We start from the raw sequence: 15,489 nt of genomic DNA, 5'->3' as shown, positions 1-15,489 counted from the left end.
CCACAGCTCATCGCGACACCGCCGCTTCCGGCGCTTCCTGCCAGCCCAATCCGAGGCTCTTCTGCAGCGCCACGTAGCGGACCAGCAGTTGCAGCTGCGCCTGGGCCAGCCCGTCCTGCGCATCGAGCTGCTGCCGTTGCACGTCCAGCAGATCGATCTGCGACGCGGCACCGGCCTGCCTGCGTTGCTGCATCAACCGGTCGGCACGCGTGGCCGACGCTTCGGCACGGGTGGTCGCCTGCACCTGCTGGCGCGCGGCGCCGAATCGCGCCAGCGCGGTGTTGGCATCCTGCAGCGCGGCCAGCACGGTGCCTTCATAGGCCGCCATGCGTGCCTCGTTGCCTGCCCGCGCCTGCGCGACACGCGCCTTGTTGCGGCCGAAATCGAAGACAGACCAGCGCAGGAACGGGGCGACGATCGTGGCTGCCGAATCCGAGCCCAGATCGGACAGCGAACCCGCGCCGGCGCCGACCGTGCCCAGCAAGGTCACCTGCGGAAAATAGGCTGTCAGCGCCTGGCCGATCTGCGCCGACGAAGCGGCCAGCTCGCGCTCCGCCTTGCGGATGTCCGGCCGCCGACGGATCAGGGCCGCCGCATCGTCCACGGCAATCCGCGCAGGCAACACAGGCAGTTCCGCGCCCTGCCCCAACCGCCCGTCCAGCGCGCCGGGCTCGCGTCCCACCATGAGCGCCAGCACATCGCGGGCCTCATCGGCCTGCGCCCTCAACGGCGGGATGCGTGCCTGCTGCTGCTCGCGCTGCGCCTGCGCGCGCTCGACCTGCAGGTCGGAATCGGCGCCGCGCTCGCGCCGTTGCCGTGACAGCCGCAACGCCTCATCGGCTGCCCGCAGGTTGTCCTCCGCCAGCGCGATGCGTTGCTGGCTGCTGCGGTAGCTCAGGTAGACCTGGGTAAGTTCGGCGGCAAGCTGCACCTGCGCATCGGCCAACGCCGCCGCATCGGCGCCGGCCTCGGCGGCCGCCTGCTCGGCAGCGCGCCGGCGCCGGCCGAACAGGTCCAGCTCCCAGCTTGCATCGAAGCCGACCACGTACAGTTCGGTGTCCAGGTCGACATCGGCGAACTGCTGCCGCAACTGCGCGGCCTCCTGCGGCCGGCCGTTGGCCTCGGCGACCTGGGCCACGTTCTCGCCCAGGCCCCGCACGCTGTCGTTCAGCGAATCCGGCGCCTGCACGTTCGCATAGCCAGCGGCAGCACCCACGCTTGGCAGCTGCTCGGCACGTCGCTGACGCTGCAGCGCGCGCGACGCCACCACCTTCGCCTGCGCCGCACGCAGATTGGGGCTGTTGCGCAACGCCTCGTCCACCAGTTCGTCCAGCAACGGATCGCGCAGCTCACGCCACCACTGGCTGGGCGGGGCCGCCGCCACCACGCCGGCCTGGTCGGCCCGCGGCAGCGCCGCCTGCGCGGTCGCCGGGCGGGCCACGTCCGGGCGCGTGTAGTCCGGCCCCAGCATGCAGCCGGCGAGCAGCAACGGCAGCAGCGCGAAAGACAGTGGGCGCAGCCGTGCAGCAGGTTGGAAGGAGTTCAATGGGGTCATCAGTGCATCGCCAGGGGAACGCCCTTCGGCAAGGGCTTGAGCAGGAAGACCAGTGGCAGCGTCGCCACCACGATCAGGCCGAAAATCCAGAACAGGTCGTTGTAGGCCATCACCATCGCCTGCATCTGCACGGTCTGCGCCAGCACGGCCATGCCCTGCATCGGGTCACCCAGCTGCTGGCCGTAAGCGCCCAGTGCATCCTGGGCTACCTGCGAATTGGCCGTGATACTGCTGCCGATGGCATCCACGTGCAGGGTGGTCCGGCGGTCCTGGAAGGTCGAGATGATGGCCAGGCCGATCGACCCGCCCAGGTTGCGGGCGGCGTTGAACAGGCCGGAGGCATCGCTGGTGAACTCGCGGGGAACCGAGGTGATGGCCGCCTGGTTGAGCGCCATCATGGCCAGCGCCAGGCCGCAGCCCTGCAGCAGCTGCCCCAACACGAAGTGCGGGCCGATGCTGTCCGGCGTCAGCCCCAGGTTGACGAAGCACGCCGCGGCGAAGCACAGCATGCCGCCGAACACCATGATCCGCACATCCACCGTTTCCAGCATCTTCGGCATCAGCGGCATCAGCAGGATGGTCGGCAGGCCCGCCAACAGCAGCACGTAGCCGGCCTGCTCGGTGTTGTAGCCGGCGATGATCGCCAGGAACTGCGGGATCATGTACATCACCCCGAACAGGATCATGCCCACCGCCATCACCATCACGAACACCGCGCCGAAGCTGCGGGTGAACAGGATTTTCAGGTGGATCACCGGCTCCTTGCTGGTGAACTGGGACAGCGCCAGCAAGGCGAACCCGGTCAGCGAAACCAGGCTCAGGATGATGATCAGCGTGGATTCGAACCAACGCTCGCGCTGCCCGTCCTCCAGTACCACCGTCAATGCGGACAACCCCGCCGTCATCCCGATGATGCCCAGCCAGTCGGCACGCAGCAGGCCCCACCAGTTGGATTTTTCATGCGGCAGGCCGAGCAGCAGCAGCGCGACCAGGCCGGCGCAGATCGGCACGTTGATGAAGAAGGCATAGTGCCAGCTCACGTTTTCCGTCAGCCAGCCGCCCAGCAGCGGACCAATGACCGGCCCGAGGATCACCGTCATGCCGAACAACGCGGTGCCCAGTGGCTGCTGTTTGGGAGGCAGCCGCGTACCGACGATGGTCAGCGCAGTGGGGATCAGCGCACCACCGGCGAAGCCCTGGCCGATGCGGCCCACGATCATCATGGGAAGGGTATCGGCGAAGCCACACATCACGGAAAACGCGGTGAACAAGGTGGCGCAGATCAGCAGGAAGGTGCGCAGCCCCAGCGTCCGCACGAACCAGCCGGTCAGCGGGATCATCACGATCTCCGACACCAGGAAGGCGGTGGATATCCACGTGCCTTCGGTGCCGCTGGCGCCGACTTCGCCCTGGATGGTCGGCAGCGCCGCGTTGACGATGGAAATGTCCAACGTCGCCATGAACGAGCCGATGGTGCCAGCGGCCACCGCCAGCCACGCGCCCGCGTCGGCCTTCTGCGGCGCCGCGTCGGCCGGCCCTGCACTGGCCGCGCTGCTGCTCATCGGTCCTTGCCGGCCTCGGCTTCGTCCTGGGTGCGCTCACGCGCGTCCTTGTTGCCCCGCGTATCCACGGTGACATCCACCGACATGCCCGGCACCAGCACCTGGCGCGCCTCGGTGCCTGCATCCACTTTGATCCGCACCGGCACGCGCTGCACTACCTTGGTGAAGTTGCCGGTCGCGTTCTGCGGTGGCAGCAGCGCGAACTGCGATCCGGTGCCCGGCGAGATGCTTTCTACCGTGCCGTGCAGATCCACGCCGGGCAGCGCGTCGACCTTGATGGTCGCGGGCTGACCGGGGCGCATCAGGCCCACTTGGGTTTCCTTGAAATTGGCCGCGATGTACAGCGATGCCACCGGCACCACGGTCATCGTGCGGGTGCCGGCGGCGACGAACTGGCCGACCTGCACCGTCTTGTTGCCGATGCGGCCGTCGATGCGCGCGCGCAGCTCCGTGTCTTCAAACGCGACCGCGGCCTGCGCGGCATCGGCCTGCGCTTGCTTCAACCCGGCCTGGGCCTGCTCCAGCTGCGCCTGACTGGCCTGTATCTGGCTCTGCGCCCCGGTGATCTGCGCCTGCGCCGCGTCGTACTGCGCCTGCGCCCGCTGCAGGTCATGGCGCAGGCTCTCCACGTGTTCATGGGTATCGGCACCGCTGGCAGCCAACGGCGCGAACCGGGCCACTTCGGCCTTGGCGAAACGCAGCGTGGCAGCGGCGGCGACGGACTGGGTGCGTGCCTGTATCAAGCTGGCCTGCTGGCCCTGCACACCCGCGGTCGATGCAGCAATATCGGCCTGGCGCACGGCAATGACCGCTTCGGCCTGGTCCAGGGTGGCGCGATAGGTACGCGGATCGATGCGCAGCAGGGGCTCACCGGCCTTCACCTGTTGGTTGTCCTGCACCAGCACTTCGGTCACATACCCGTTGATGCGCGGCGCCACGGCGACCGCGTCCGCCTGCAGATAGGCGTTGTTGGTGTCCTGCAGGTAACGCCCCACCAGCAGGTGGTAGAACAGCCAGATCACCAGCGCGGCAAGCACGAGGATGCCGCCGATGATCAGCGTCCAGCGCACTTTGGGATTCTTCAGCGGCGAGGGTTTCTTGTCTTCCGCCTCATGCTCGGGCGGGTCCTGCTGCGCGGGCGCATCGTTGTGCCGGCTGGGCTGTTCGCTCATCGTCTGGTCGCGGGGGTGGTCAGGTCCATACGCGACGGTAGGGGAAGCGATGCACAGAAAACGTGAAGTGCCTGGCCGAGCGCATACCGTTGAAAGGGGTCCCTTCCACTGAGGGGAAGGGATCCGTGTGCAGGGCTGCCGGGCCGGGCCGGGCCGCGAGCAGATCGCGCGGCCCCGGCATCCCGCCGAGCGTCGCTCGGCGCTACCGATGACTCAACGGCCGGTTTTGATTTCCGTCCACAAGCGGGTGTAGAGCTTGTCGGTTTCCGGCGTATTGATCGAGTAGGTGAACATCTTTTCCGCAACGTCCGCCGGCGGATAGATGGTCGGATCGGTGCGGATCGCTTCATCGACCAGCGCGGTGGCATCGGTCACCGGATTGGCGTAGTGGATGAAGTTGGTGTTGGCCGCCGCGACCTTCGGTTCCAGCAGGTAATTGATGAAGGCGTAGGCTGCCTCGGGGTGCTTGGCATCCTTCGGGATCGCCAGCATGTCGAACCACTGCGGCGCGCCTTCGCGCGGAATCGAGTACGCCACGTGGACGCCGTTGGCCGCTTCCTCGGCACGATCACGCGCCTGGATGATGTCACCCGACCAGCCCACCACCAGGCAGGTGCCGCCGTTGGCCAGCGACCCCACGTACTGCGACGAGTGGAAGTTCTGCACGTACGGGCGGATCGACTTCAGCAGTTCGGCCGCTTTCTGGATGTCGGCCGGATTGTTGCTGTGCGGGTCCAGCCCCAGGTAATGCATCGCCACCGGGATCATGTCGGCGGGCGTGTCCAGGAGGGTCACGCCGCAGTCCTTCATCTTGGCGATGTTCTCCGGCTTGAAGATCAGGTCCCAACTGTTGGCGATGTCGGCGCTGCCGCCGAAGCGCTCCTTCACCATGTCCACGTTGTAGCCGATGCCGGTGGTGCCGATCATGTACGGCACGCCGTACTTGTTGTCCGGATCCTGGGTGGCGATGCGCTCCATCACCTTCGGGTCCAGCTTGGCCAGGTTCGGGATCTTCGCCTTGTCCAGCGGCAGGAACACGCCGGCCTGGATCTGCCGGCCGAAGAAATTCAGCGTCGGCACCACCACGTCGTAGCCACTGTTGCCGGCCAGCAGCTTGGTCTCGACCATCTCGTCACTGTCGAACACATCGTAGGTGACCTTGATCCCGCTCTGCTTCTCGAAATCCGGGATGGTGTTTTCGGCGATGTAATCGCTGTAGTTGTAGACGTTCAGGACTTTGCTGTCCTGCGTGCTTCCCGCGCCATCACCGCCGCCACAGGCAGCAAGCAGGGCAACGGACAGACCGAGCGTGAGGGTACGCAGCTTCATGGGAGGGGGCTCCAGAAAAGGATGGGGGCCGATTCCGGCCAACAGACGGACCCAGCCTAACGCCCGGACGCCGGATCATCCAGTGACGCACGGGTGACGGATTGGCGACGGCGCTTCGGGCGGCCCGGTGACACGTCCGGTGACACGTCCGGTGACCCCACCGAATAAAACCGGAATCGGTAGCGCCGAGCCGTGCTCGGCGAGCGCGCAGCGCGGCCTGTGCCAGGCATCGCGGTGCCGGACGGATTCCGCCGAGCGTGGCTCGGCGCTACAACGGGGATGCTGCCCGCTCTGTAGCGCCGAGCCATGCTCGGCGGGACGTCTCCGGAGCACGGGACAACGGGCATCCGCTTTCAATGTCTAGACATTCAGCAGCAGGAACTCACGTTCCCACGAGCTGATCACCCGGAAGAACGTCTCGTATTCCTTTCGCTTCACCGAGATGTAGGCCTTGCAGAATCGCTCGCCCAACAGCGCCTGCAGCTCACTGCAGCGCTCCAGCCCGTCCAGCGCCTCACCCAGCGACCGTGGCAGGTTGTAGCCCAGCTCCTTGGCACTGCCACTGACCGGGGCATCCGGCGCCAGTTGGCCGCGCAGCCCCAGCAGCCCACAGGCCAGCGTCGCCGCCATCGCCAGGTAGGGATTGGCATCGGAGCCGGCGAACCGACTCTCCACCCGCATGTTGTCCGGTGTATCCATCGGGACCCGCAGGCCGCAGGTGCGGTTGTCGAACCCCCAGTGCACGTTGCTCGGCGAAACCTCGCCAAACACCAGCCGCCGGTAGGAATTCACGTTCGGCGCGAAGAACGCCATCGCCTGCGGGGCGAACTTCTGCAGCCCGCCCAGGTAATGACCGAACACCGGACTGAACTCGCCCTCGGCATTGCCTTCGCCGGCGAACACGTTGCTGCCATCACTGCGACGGAGCAGGCTCTGGTGGATGTGCATCGCACTGCCCGGCTCGTTCTCCATCGGCTTGGCCAGGAACGTGGCATACACCCCATGGCGCATCGCCGCCTCGCGCATGGTGCGCTTGAACAGGAAAACCTGGTCGGCCAGGTTCATCGCATCGGCGTGGGTGAAATTGACTTCCAGCTGCGCTGCACCGGACTCGTGGATCAGCGTATCCACGTCCAGCTTCATCGCATCCGCATAGTCATACATCAGGTCCAGGATCGGATCGAACTCGTTTACCGCATCGATGGAGTACGACTGCCGTGCTGTTTCCGGCCGTCCTGAACGACCCGCCGGCGGCAGCAGCGGAAAATCCGGATCGGTGTTCTTCTGCACCAGGAAGAACTCCAGCTCCGGTGCGACGACCGGTCGCAGGCCGAGTTCCTCGTACGCATCCAGCACCCGGCGCAACACATTGCGCGGGGCCAGCTCATGCGGCTTGCCGTCCTTGGTGTAGCAGTCGTGGATGATCTGCGCGGTCGGGTCGGTCGCCCACGGGACCACCCGCACGGTCTCGGGATCGGGCCGCAGCACCATGTCCGAATCCGACGGCGAGGTCAGCTCGTAATAGTCATCGGGGTAGTCGCCGGTCACCGTGGTGGCGAAGATACCCTCCGGCAACCGCGTGCCGTAATCGTGCGAGAACTTGTCCGCCGGGATGATCTTGCCGCGCGCAATGCCGGTGATGTCCGGCACCAGGCACTCCACCTCGGTGATGCGCCGCTCTTTCAACCAGCGCAGCAGGCTGCTTTCCTGTCCGTCGTCCACGGTCGGCGGTTTTCGCGAGCGGGTGTCCGTACTCATGGGGAATCCTGTTGAAGTCGTTGACGCTGCCGACAAGCATCGCCGAATGCGCGGAACACAGCGTGATAGAAGGGATTGTGGGTCACCCGCCATTCGGGATGCCACTGCACGCCGAGCACGAAACCATGACGGGGACTGCGTGCCGCTTCGACCAGTCCATCATCGGCGTGCGCCTCGGCCACCAAGCCGTCGGCCAGCACGGCGACGCCCTGCCCGTGCACGGAATTGACCACTGCCGAGCGGCTGCCGTGCCATTGCGACAGCCAGCCACCGGCAACCAGTGAAATGCTGTGCGCGGGGCCATACTGCGACTCGGCGGACGCCGCGTAATCCTCGCGGTGGTCATGCAGACCCTCCACCCGGTGCAGCCTGGGATGCAGGCTGCCACCCAGCGCCACGTTGAGTTCCTGGAAACCACGACAGATCGCCAACACCGGCAGGTCGATGCGCAACGCATGCTCCAGCAGCGAAAACGCACCGGCGTCGCGCGCCGCATCATGCAGGTTGCCGGGCCAGGTCTGCCCGCCGGGGTAATGATGGGGTTCGATGTTGCTGACGGCACCGGTCAGCAGCAGGCCGTGCAGCCGCCCGAGCCAGTCGCCGGCAGGCAGCGCGGGCTGCAGGGAGGGCAGCATCACCGGCGTCACCGCAGCGCCATCGACCAGAGCGCGCACATACTTCTCGCCGGCCATCAGGAAGCGGTGATGTCCCTGCAACGTGCTATCGGTCGGCAATCCCACAAGGGGAGGAAGGCGCATCTGCAAGTCCTCGGCGCTGCCGACACGGTAGCGCCGCATGATGACGCCAGCAAGCGCGGCATAGTCACACCCTTGCCGCGCCATCTGCGCCAGACTATGCGGATGGACCCTACGCATCCCCTGCGCGAAGACCCTTCCCTGCCGCCCAGCTGGTATGCCGCCAGTGTCGCGCCGCGCACGCCATTGCCCGCACTGGACGGCGATACCCATGCCGATGTCGCCATCCTGGGCGCAGGCTACACCGGGCTGTCCGCCGCGCTCGAGCTGGCATCGCGCGGACTCAAGGTGGTAGTGCTGGAAAGCTGCCGGGTAGGCTGGGGGGCCTCGGGCCGCAACGGTGGCCAGGTGCTGTCCGGCTATGGCTGCGAAGTCGATGTGCTGGAATCGCTGGTCGGCCCGGACGATGCGCGTACCTTGTTCGATCACTCACGCCAAGGCGTGCAACTGGTGCGGGATCGCATCGCGCACCACGGCATCGACTGTCACTGGGTTGCAGGCCACGCCAACGTACCGATCACCGCACGCCAGGCGCGCACCCTGCACCACGACATGGAGCGGCTGACCGGGCACTACGATTACCCCATGCAATGGTGGGACCAGGCCACCCTGCGCGAGCAGCTGGACAGCCCCCGCTACCGGGGTGCCATGTTCGATCCGCTCAGTGGTCACCTGCACCCATTGGCGTTCGCGCATGGCCTGGCCGACGCCGCCCTGGCCGCAGGCGCCACCGTCCACGAGCAGACGCCGGTGCTCGAACTGCAACGGCATCCGCGACCGGCGCTGCGCACGGCCACCGGCACCGTACACGCCGACCACGTGCTGCTGGCGGGCAACGCATGGCTGGAGGGCATCGCGCCCGAGCTGGAGCGCTACATCATGCCGGTGGGGACCTACATCGGCGCGACGCCGGTGCTCGGCGGCGAGCGTGCGCGCGCGTTGATCCGCAACGACATGGCCGTATCCGATACGGGGCTGGTGCTGGACTACTTCAGGCTCAGCCACGACCACCGCGTGGTGTTCGGCGGCGGTGCCAGCTATTCCTCGCGGCCACCACCGGGGCTGGCACAGGTGATGCAGCGCCGCCTGTGGCAGGTGTTCCCGCAGCTGCATGGCGTCCCGATGGAGTACCTGTGGGGCGGCTATGTGGACATCACCACCCGCCGCGCTCCGCATTGGGGACGACTCACCCCGGACATCTACTTTGCCCAAGGGTTTTCCGGCCATGGCGTAGCAGCGGCCAACCTGGCCGGTCAGGTCATCGCCGAGGCCATCGCAGGCCAGGCGGGACGACTGGATGTGTTCGAACGCATCCCCCAACGCCCCTTCCCGGGCGGCCGCCTGCTGCGGACGCCGCTGCTCGTAGCGACCATGGCATTTGTGAAGCTGCGCAATTTAATTTGGTGATGGAGTTCAAGTTTTTGAGCCGCAGGCCGCTAGTACCTACGACCCAGCCCGTTCCGAGCGCACGCCTCATGCCCGCCTTGCTGCAGGGCGCTTTCGAAAGCGACCCCGGTGTTGACCCCCTGCCCCAGCGCGTCCTGCTGGTGGAAAACTCCCGCACGTTCACCACCCTGGTGCGTGAGGCCATCGAGCAGCGGCTCGATGTGACCGTGACCGTGGCCTCCACGCTGGCCGAAGCCGGCCGGCTGCTGGAAGAACAACAGGGCTGGTTCCTGGTATTGACCGGCCTGGTGCTCGCCGATGGCGACCGCGACGGCGTGGTGGACTTCTTCGTGTCCCGAGGCATGCCGACCGTCGTGGTCAGCGGCGTGTACGACGAGGACGTGCGCCGACGCGTTCTGGAACAGAAAGTCATCGATTACGTGCTCAAGAACACACCGGGTAGCGTGGATTATCTGGTGTGGCTGGTGCAGCGGCTGGACCGCAACCGGCGCATCGCCGCACTGGTGGTGGACGATTCACCGTCCGCGCGCGGTTATGCCGCCGCGCTGCTGCGCATGTACGGCCATGAAGTGTACGAAGCCGCGGACGGCGAGCAGGGACTGGCCGCCATCGAGGCCCATCCGGCGATCCGGCTGGCTGTAGTGGACCAGGAAATGCCCGGCATGCAGGGCGTGGAGTTCACCCGCCGGCTGCGCATGCAGCGTTCGCGCGACAAGGTGGCGGTGATCGGCCTGTCCGGCAACACCGACGTCACCCTGATCCCGCGCTTCCTGAAGAACGGGGCCAACGATTTCCTGCGCAAGCCGTTCTCGCGCGAAGAGTTCTTCTGCCGTGTTTCGCAGAACGTGGACCAGCTTGAGCTGATCGGTACGCTGCAGGACCTGGCCACGCGCGACTTCCTGACCGGCCTGCCCAACCGCCGTTATTTCCTGGAACACAGCCAGCGCCAGCTGCCGCAGTTGCAGCAGGACGACGAGTGGGTGGCGGTGGCGATGGTCGACATCGACCATTTCAAGCACATCAACGACAGCTTCGGCCACGATGGCGGCGACGAAGCACTGCGCGCGTGCGCCGATGCCGTCGCGGCGCATGCACGCAGCGGCGATCTGGTGGCGCGTTTCGGTGGCGAAGAGTTCTGCCTGATGGTGCCGGGGCTGGACCCGGAGGGCGCGGTCTCCTACTTCGAAGCCTTGCGCCATGCGATCGCGATGCTGCGCGTGCCGATCGGCGACACCACGCTGCGCATGACCGTCAGCATCGGCTTGTGCTGCCTGCGGCCACGCCGTGACAGCCTGCATGCGTTGATCACCGAAGCCGACCGCCAGCTTTACCTGGCCAAGGCCGGTGGCCGCAACCGCGTATGCGGCGCCAACGCGGCAGCCACTGTCGCCTGAGGCAGACGCTCGGTAGTGCCGCGCACTGCCCGGCGCTACCGGTCACGTCGCCACGCCGTCATCCGCTTTGATCCAGATCAGTGCCCGGCGCTCTACAGCCGTCGACACTCGCGCCATCGGTCACATGGAGCGCGCACATGGCACTACTGGTCTGGCAGGACGACCTCAACATCGGCATCGACGTCATCGATCATCAGCACATGCGGATCGTGGAGATGCTCAACCAGCTGCATGTTGCCCAGCAGGGCGTGCAGCGCGCTGCCGTGGCGGACGTGATGGGGGAACTGGTGGATTACACCATGTCCCATTTCGCCTTCGAAGAGGAGCTGATGGAAGAAGCCGGCTACCCGTTCTGTGCCGCACACAAACGCGTGCACGAGATATTCGGCAAGCGCGTGTCGGATTACCGTCTGCGTTTCCAGGCGGGGGAGGATGTCACCGATGAACTGCGCAGCATGCTGTCGCGGTGGCTGTTCAACCATATCCGCGGCGATGACAAGGCGTACGCCGAGCAGGTGAAACAGCATCTCAACCAGTTCACCCGCCAGCACCAGGGCGGCACATGGCTGGGCCGCACGTTGAAACGCTTCTTCAGCTGATCAGCGCACGCGCCGCTGCAGCGCCAACAGGGCACAGATGGTGATCAGCGCGGCAATGCACAGGTAGTAGCCGACGGCCACCAGGCCGAAGCGTTCGGCCAGCCAGGTGGCCAGGTAGGGCGCGGGGGCCGCACCCAGGATGCCGGCCAGGTTGAACGACAACGAGGCCCCGGTGTAACGCACCTCCACCGGATAGATCTCGGCCAGGAAGGTGCCGCACGGACCGTAGGTGAGCCCCATCAGGAACAGGCCCAGCGACAGGAAGCCCAGCACCATCCACGGACTGCCGGCCTGGAACAGCGGCGCCAGCAACACCCCGAAGCCCACGATCAGGCCGCTGGCGATGATCATCGTGCGGCGCGTGCCCCAGCGGTCGCCGTAGCGCGCGGAAATGGGAATACCGGCGGCGAAGAACAGGATGCCGACCATCTGCAGCAGCAGGAACTGCTCGCGGCTGTAGCCCAGCACGGACGTACCATGACCCAACGCGAACACCGTCATCAGATAGAAAAGCACGAAGGTGGCGAACACGCCCAGCGTGCCCAGTACCATCGGCACGGCGTGCTCGCGCAGCACGGTCATCATCGGCAGCTTGACCCGCGCATGGGTATCGAGCGCTTTCTGGAACGCCGGCGTCTCGTGGATGTTCAGGCGCACCCACAGTCCCAGCCCGACCAGCAGCGCACTGGCGATGAACGGAATGCGCCAGCCCCACTGCAGGAAGTCGTCGGTCGACAACAGCCGCCCCAGCAACAGGAAAATGCCCGCAGACAACAGAAAGCCCAGCGGTGCACCCAACTGAGGAAACATGCCATACCACGCGCGTTTGCCCGGTGGCGCGTTCTCGGTTGCCAGCAGCACCGCCCCGCCCCACTCCCCGCCCAGCCCCAGGCCTTGGCCGAACCGGCACAGCGCCAGCAGCGCCGGTGCCCACAAGCCGATCTGCGCGTGCGTGGGCAACAGACCGATCAGTACCGTGGACAGCCCCATCGTCAGGAGCGCAGCGACCAGCGTGGCCTTGCGACCGATCCGGTCACCGAAGTGGCCGAACACCGCCGAGCCCACCGGACGCGCGATGAACGCGACCGCGAAGGTGGCCAGCGACTGCAGCAGCGCGGCCTGGTCACTGCTCTCCGGGAAGAACAGGTGCGGAAACACCAGCACCGCCGCCGTGGCGTAGATGTAGAAGTCGAAGAACTCGATGGTGGTGCCGATCAGGCTGGCCAGCAGCACGCGCCGCGGCGAATTGGCCGGCACGGGTGTGGGCGGAGCAGGTGCAACGGTGGACGACATGGAAGGGGAATCGCTGGGCAGGAAGCGTTCCGGATTCTGCCACGGGCTCCCGGCCGGGGGGCACATTGGTTTCAGCCGACACGGCCCGTGCGCGCGCGCACCTCGGTAGCGCCGAGCCACGCTCGGCGAGCGCAGCGGGCCCCTACAACGAACGCACCGCGTCACCCCGCGCGGATTGGCGCACACGCCGCGCCGTGATCGCCCCATACGAACCGCAACTTTGCCCATGGACGCAGACAGCGTCTTCTCCGCGGCACGCACACCCTTGGTAGCGCCGAGCCACGCTCGGCGAGCGCAGCGGCCCCCCAGCCGAACGTACCGCGTCACCCCGCGCGGATTGGCGCACCCGCCGCACACCCGCACAATCCGATCGCGACATGCTGCCAACCCCGTGATCGCCCAACACGAACCGCAACTTTGCCCATGGACGCAGGCAGCGTCACATCCGCACGATGATGACGCTGACGACGTAGAAGCGTCAGCCGGGATTGGCATCCCGTTCGTGACTTTCCTTGCACTCCGTTGCTGCCCTCATGGGCCCGGCGGAGAATGCACTGTCTTGCCGGTCATACGGCGGGCGGTGCGTGGGGATCCAGATCCGCCGGTTTTGGAAAGTCACGCCGGTATGCCAACCCGCATCGTCCGCCACCCTCGCCTCGGCGCAGGTGGCCTTCCTGCCGAGCGAGGTTGACCGATGTCCGACCAACTCCTGAGCGGTGCACGCCTGCATTCCCTGCTGGGCGACCGCATGCACGACCTGCCCCGTCCCTTCATCGACACGCTGGAGCGCATCCTGATGGCCAATGGCGTGCCACACCCGGCAGCGGGGCAGCGCCCTGCTCTGCAGCTCGTGTCTGCCTGCATTGACCGCCGCGACGACGACGCAACGCAACGCGCAGCGTCCGCTGTGACGTTGCCGGAACGCGCAGTGCCCGGCCTGCAGGAGGGCACCCGCCAGGCCTTGGACGCGATCCTGGAAATCCTGCACGCGGTACACGACAGCCAGCACGATGGCTCCAACGAGGTGCTGCTGTGCGAGCGTCTGGTCGAGGGCCTGATCGTCGCGGGACGGCAGCTGGTCAGGGAGGCCTCGCCCAGCGCGCGATGATCCCGTGTAGCGGCGTACTTCAGCGGGGGCAAGGCGTTCGTGCCGCGCGGGAACGCGGCCCTCATGCGCCGCGCACAGTGCAGACAGCGCCTCGACCCGCCCAGCGGTACCGTTCGCCTACCTGCCCCGCTGGAGCGTTCGATGCCTTCTTCCGCCGCCTCCCTCACCACGCTGGCCACCACACAACCGGAGACGCTGGACGCGTTCTGGATGCCGTTCACCGCCAACGCGCAGTACAAAGGCGCGCCGCGCATGCTGGTACGCGCCGAAGGCATGTACTACGAAGACGTGGACGGTCGGCAGATCCTGGATGGCACGGCCGGGCTGTGGTGCTGCAATGCCGGTCATGGGCGGAAGAAGATCGTCCAGGCCATCGCCGAACAGGCCGGTACGCTGGACTTCGCACCCACCTTCCAGATGGGATCGCCTTTGCCGTTCGTGCTCGCACAACGGCTCGCCGCGCTGGCGCCGGCAGGATTGAACCATGTGTTCTTCACCAATTCCGGCTCGGAAGCGGTGGACAGCGCGATGAAGATCATCCTCGCCCACCATCGCGCGCGCGGCGAGGGCCAGCGCACGCGCTTCATCGGGCGGGAAAAGGCCTATCACGGCGTCGGCTTCGGCGGCATGGCGATCGGCGGCTTGGCCAACAACCGCCGTCAGTTCGGCCTGCAGCTTGGCGGCACCGCCCACCTGCCACACACCCTCGATCTGCAGCGCAACGCGTTCACGCAGGGCCTGCCTCGGCATGGCGCCGAGCTGGCCGACGCACTGGAGCGACTGATCGCGCTGCACGACGCGTCCACCATCGCCGCGGTGTTTGTTGAACCCATCGCCGGGTCGGCCGGTGTCATCCTGCCCGCGCCCGGCTACCTGCAGCGGCTGCGCGAAATCTGCGATCACCACGGCATCGTGCTGGTGTTCGATGAAGTCATCACCGGCTTTGGCCGCGTCGGGATGCCCTTCGCGGCACAGCGTTTCGGCGTCACCCCTGACCTGATCACCTTCGCCAAGGCGGCCAGCAACGGCGCGGTGCCACTGGGCGGCGTGCTGGTCGCCGATGCCATCCATGCCAGCCTGCAGCAGGGCCCGGCCCAGTCGATCGACCTGTTCCACGGCTATACGTATTCCGGCCATCCATTGGCCTGCGCGGCCGCCTTGGCCACGTTGGAGGTGTATGCCGAAGAGCGCCTGTTCGAGCGTGCCATCGAACTGGGTGACCACTGGCAGCAGGCCCTGCATCGCCTGCACGACCTTCCCAACGTGATCGACATCCGCAACTTCGGCCTGGTGGGCGCGGTGGAGCTTGCGCCGCGCCGAGATGCCCCTGGCAGCCGCGGCCACGAGGTGTTCCGGCGATGTTTCCATGATGGCGACCTGCTGGTGCGCCAGACCGGCGACATCATCGCGTTGTCGCCGCCCCTGATCGTGGAACCGGCGCAGATCGACCGGATCGCCGACGTGCTGGGGGCCATGATCCGCGCCACCGCCTGAGCCGGGACGCGCCAGCGCGAGCCGGTACAATGGGCGGTTCCGCTCCACGACCGCCCGTTGCCC

Annotated in this window: 12 protein-coding genes; 5 read left to right on the top strand and 7 right to left on the bottom strand. The window is 66.8% G+C overall.

Going from position 1 to position 15,489, the window contains the following annotated elements:
* Positions 1–7: 7 nt before the first annotated feature.
* The 6 genes from IFT65_RS04330 to IFT65_RS04305 form a co-directional block, all read right to left on the bottom strand.
* Positions 8–1,555, bottom strand: coding sequence for an efflux transporter outer membrane subunit (locus IFT65_RS04330; protein WP_192080446.1), 1,548 nt, complete (start codon positions 1,553–1,555; stop codon positions 8–10).
* The gene (locus IFT65_RS04325) at positions 1,555–3,117 is read right to left on the bottom strand and encodes a DHA2 family efflux MFS transporter permease subunit (RefSeq protein ID WP_192080444.1); all 1,563 of its coding nucleotides are present in this window, start codon (positions 3,115–3,117) and stop codon (positions 1,555–1,557) included. Before IFT65_RS04325 ends, IFT65_RS04330 begins: the two co-directional genes overlap by 1 nt.
* Positions 3,114–4,289 (bottom strand): HlyD family secretion protein, encoded by a 1,176-nt coding sequence (locus tag IFT65_RS04320; RefSeq protein WP_192080442.1) that lies wholly within the window; start codon positions 4,287–4,289, stop codon positions 3,114–3,116. Before IFT65_RS04320 ends, IFT65_RS04325 begins: the two co-directional genes overlap by 4 nt.
* A 213-nt stretch (positions 4,290–4,502) precedes the next feature.
* Positions 4,503–5,618, bottom strand: coding sequence for a polyamine ABC transporter substrate-binding protein (locus IFT65_RS04315; protein ID WP_188324506.1), 1,116 nt, complete (start codon positions 5,616–5,618; stop codon positions 4,503–4,505).
* Positions 5,619–5,978: 360 nt separating this feature from the next.
* Complete coding sequence (locus IFT65_RS04310) at positions 5,979–7,376, bottom strand: glutamine synthetase family protein (protein WP_188324507.1); 1,398 nt, start codon at positions 7,374–7,376, stop codon at positions 5,979–5,981.
* Positions 7,373–8,134, bottom strand: coding sequence for a gamma-glutamyl-gamma-aminobutyrate hydrolase family protein (locus tag IFT65_RS04305; RefSeq protein ID WP_192080440.1), 762 nt, complete (start codon positions 8,132–8,134; stop codon positions 7,373–7,375). The genes IFT65_RS04310 and IFT65_RS04305 overlap by 4 nt, the downstream gene beginning before the upstream one ends.
* Positions 8,135–8,236: 102 nt before the next feature.
* On the opposite strand from IFT65_RS04305, the gene IFT65_RS04300 reads away from it, so the two are divergent.
* The 3 genes from IFT65_RS04300 (at position 8,237) to IFT65_RS04290 (ending at position 11,531) form a co-directional block, all read left to right on the top strand.
* Positions 8,237–9,538 (top strand): FAD-binding oxidoreductase, encoded by a 1,302-nt coding sequence (locus tag IFT65_RS04300; protein ID WP_249405039.1) that lies wholly within the window; start codon positions 8,237–8,239, stop codon positions 9,536–9,538.
* A gap of 68 nt (positions 9,539–9,606) precedes the next feature.
* Complete coding sequence (locus IFT65_RS04295; protein ID WP_192080437.1) at positions 9,607–10,932, top strand: diguanylate cyclase; 1,326 nt, start codon at positions 9,607–9,609, stop codon at positions 10,930–10,932.
* A gap of 137 nt (positions 10,933–11,069) precedes the next feature.
* Positions 11,070–11,531: a bacteriohemerythrin gene (locus IFT65_RS04290; protein ID WP_188324511.1), complete on the top strand. Its 462-nt coding sequence runs from the start codon at positions 11,070–11,072 to the stop codon at positions 11,529–11,531.
* On the opposite strand, the gene IFT65_RS04285 is transcribed toward IFT65_RS04290, so the two are convergent.
* Positions 11,532–12,824, bottom strand: a complete 1,293-nt coding sequence (locus IFT65_RS04285; protein WP_192080433.1) for an MFS transporter — start codon at positions 12,822–12,824, stop codon at positions 11,532–11,534. It lies immediately after the preceding gene.
* 694 nt (positions 12,825–13,518) lie between these two features.
* Between IFT65_RS04285 and IFT65_RS04280 the strand changes: the two genes are divergently transcribed.
* Positions 13,519–13,932, top strand: a complete 414-nt coding sequence (locus IFT65_RS04280; protein WP_192080430.1) for a hypothetical protein — start codon at positions 13,519–13,521, stop codon at positions 13,930–13,932.
* Between the two features lie 141 nt (positions 13,933–14,073).
* Positions 14,074–15,426, top strand: coding sequence for an aspartate aminotransferase family protein (locus IFT65_RS04275; protein ID WP_188324514.1), 1,353 nt, complete (start codon positions 14,074–14,076; stop codon positions 15,424–15,426).
* Positions 15,427–15,489 lie beyond the last annotated feature (63 nt).

The sequence above is a fragment of the Stenotrophomonas sp. CFBP 13725 genome, assembly GCF_014841935.1.
Lineage (GTDB): Bacteria > Pseudomonadota > Gammaproteobacteria > Xanthomonadales > Xanthomonadaceae > Stenotrophomonas.
Note: the sequence above shows the minus strand (reverse complement) of the source record. Positions and strands in the feature narration are given on the sequence as shown.

Excerpts from the sequence above, each read along its gene's own strand:
- IFT65_RS04330 (WP_192080446.1), bottom strand. The coding sequence starts at position 1,555 with ATGACCCCATTGAACTCCTTCCAACCTGCTGCACGGCTGCGCCCACTG.
- IFT65_RS04325 (WP_192080444.1), bottom strand. The coding sequence starts at position 3,117 with ATGAGCAGCAGCGCGGCCAGTGCAGGGCCGGCCGACGCGGCGCCGCAG.
- IFT65_RS04320 (WP_192080442.1), bottom strand. The coding sequence starts at position 4,289 with ATGAGCGAACAGCCCAGCCGGCACAACGATGCGCCCGCGCAGCAGGAC.
- IFT65_RS04315 (WP_188324506.1), bottom strand. The coding sequence starts at position 5,618 with ATGAAGCTGCGTACCCTCACGCTCGGTCTGTCCGTTGCCCTGCTTGCT.
- IFT65_RS04310 (WP_188324507.1), bottom strand. The coding sequence starts at position 7,376 with ATGAGTACGGACACCCGCTCGCGAAAACCGCCGACCGTGGACGACGGA.
- IFT65_RS04305 (WP_192080440.1), bottom strand. The coding sequence starts at position 8,134 with ATGCGCCTTCCTCCCCTTGTGGGATTGCCGACCGATAGCACGTTGCAG.
- IFT65_RS04300 (WP_249405039.1), top strand. The coding sequence starts at position 8,237 with ATGGACCCTACGCATCCCCTGCGCGAAGACCCTTCCCTGCCGCCCAGC.
- IFT65_RS04295 (WP_192080437.1), top strand. The coding sequence starts at position 9,607 with ATGCCCGCCTTGCTGCAGGGCGCTTTCGAAAGCGACCCCGGTGTTGAC.
- IFT65_RS04290 (WP_188324511.1), top strand. The coding sequence starts at position 11,070 with ATGGCACTACTGGTCTGGCAGGACGACCTCAACATCGGCATCGACGTC.
- IFT65_RS04285 (WP_192080433.1), bottom strand. The coding sequence starts at position 12,824 with ATGTCGTCCACCGTTGCACCTGCTCCGCCCACACCCGTGCCGGCCAAT.
- IFT65_RS04280 (WP_192080430.1), top strand. The coding sequence starts at position 13,519 with ATGTCCGACCAACTCCTGAGCGGTGCACGCCTGCATTCCCTGCTGGGC.
- IFT65_RS04275 (WP_188324514.1), top strand. The coding sequence starts at position 14,074 with ATGCCTTCTTCCGCCGCCTCCCTCACCACGCTGGCCACCACACAACCG.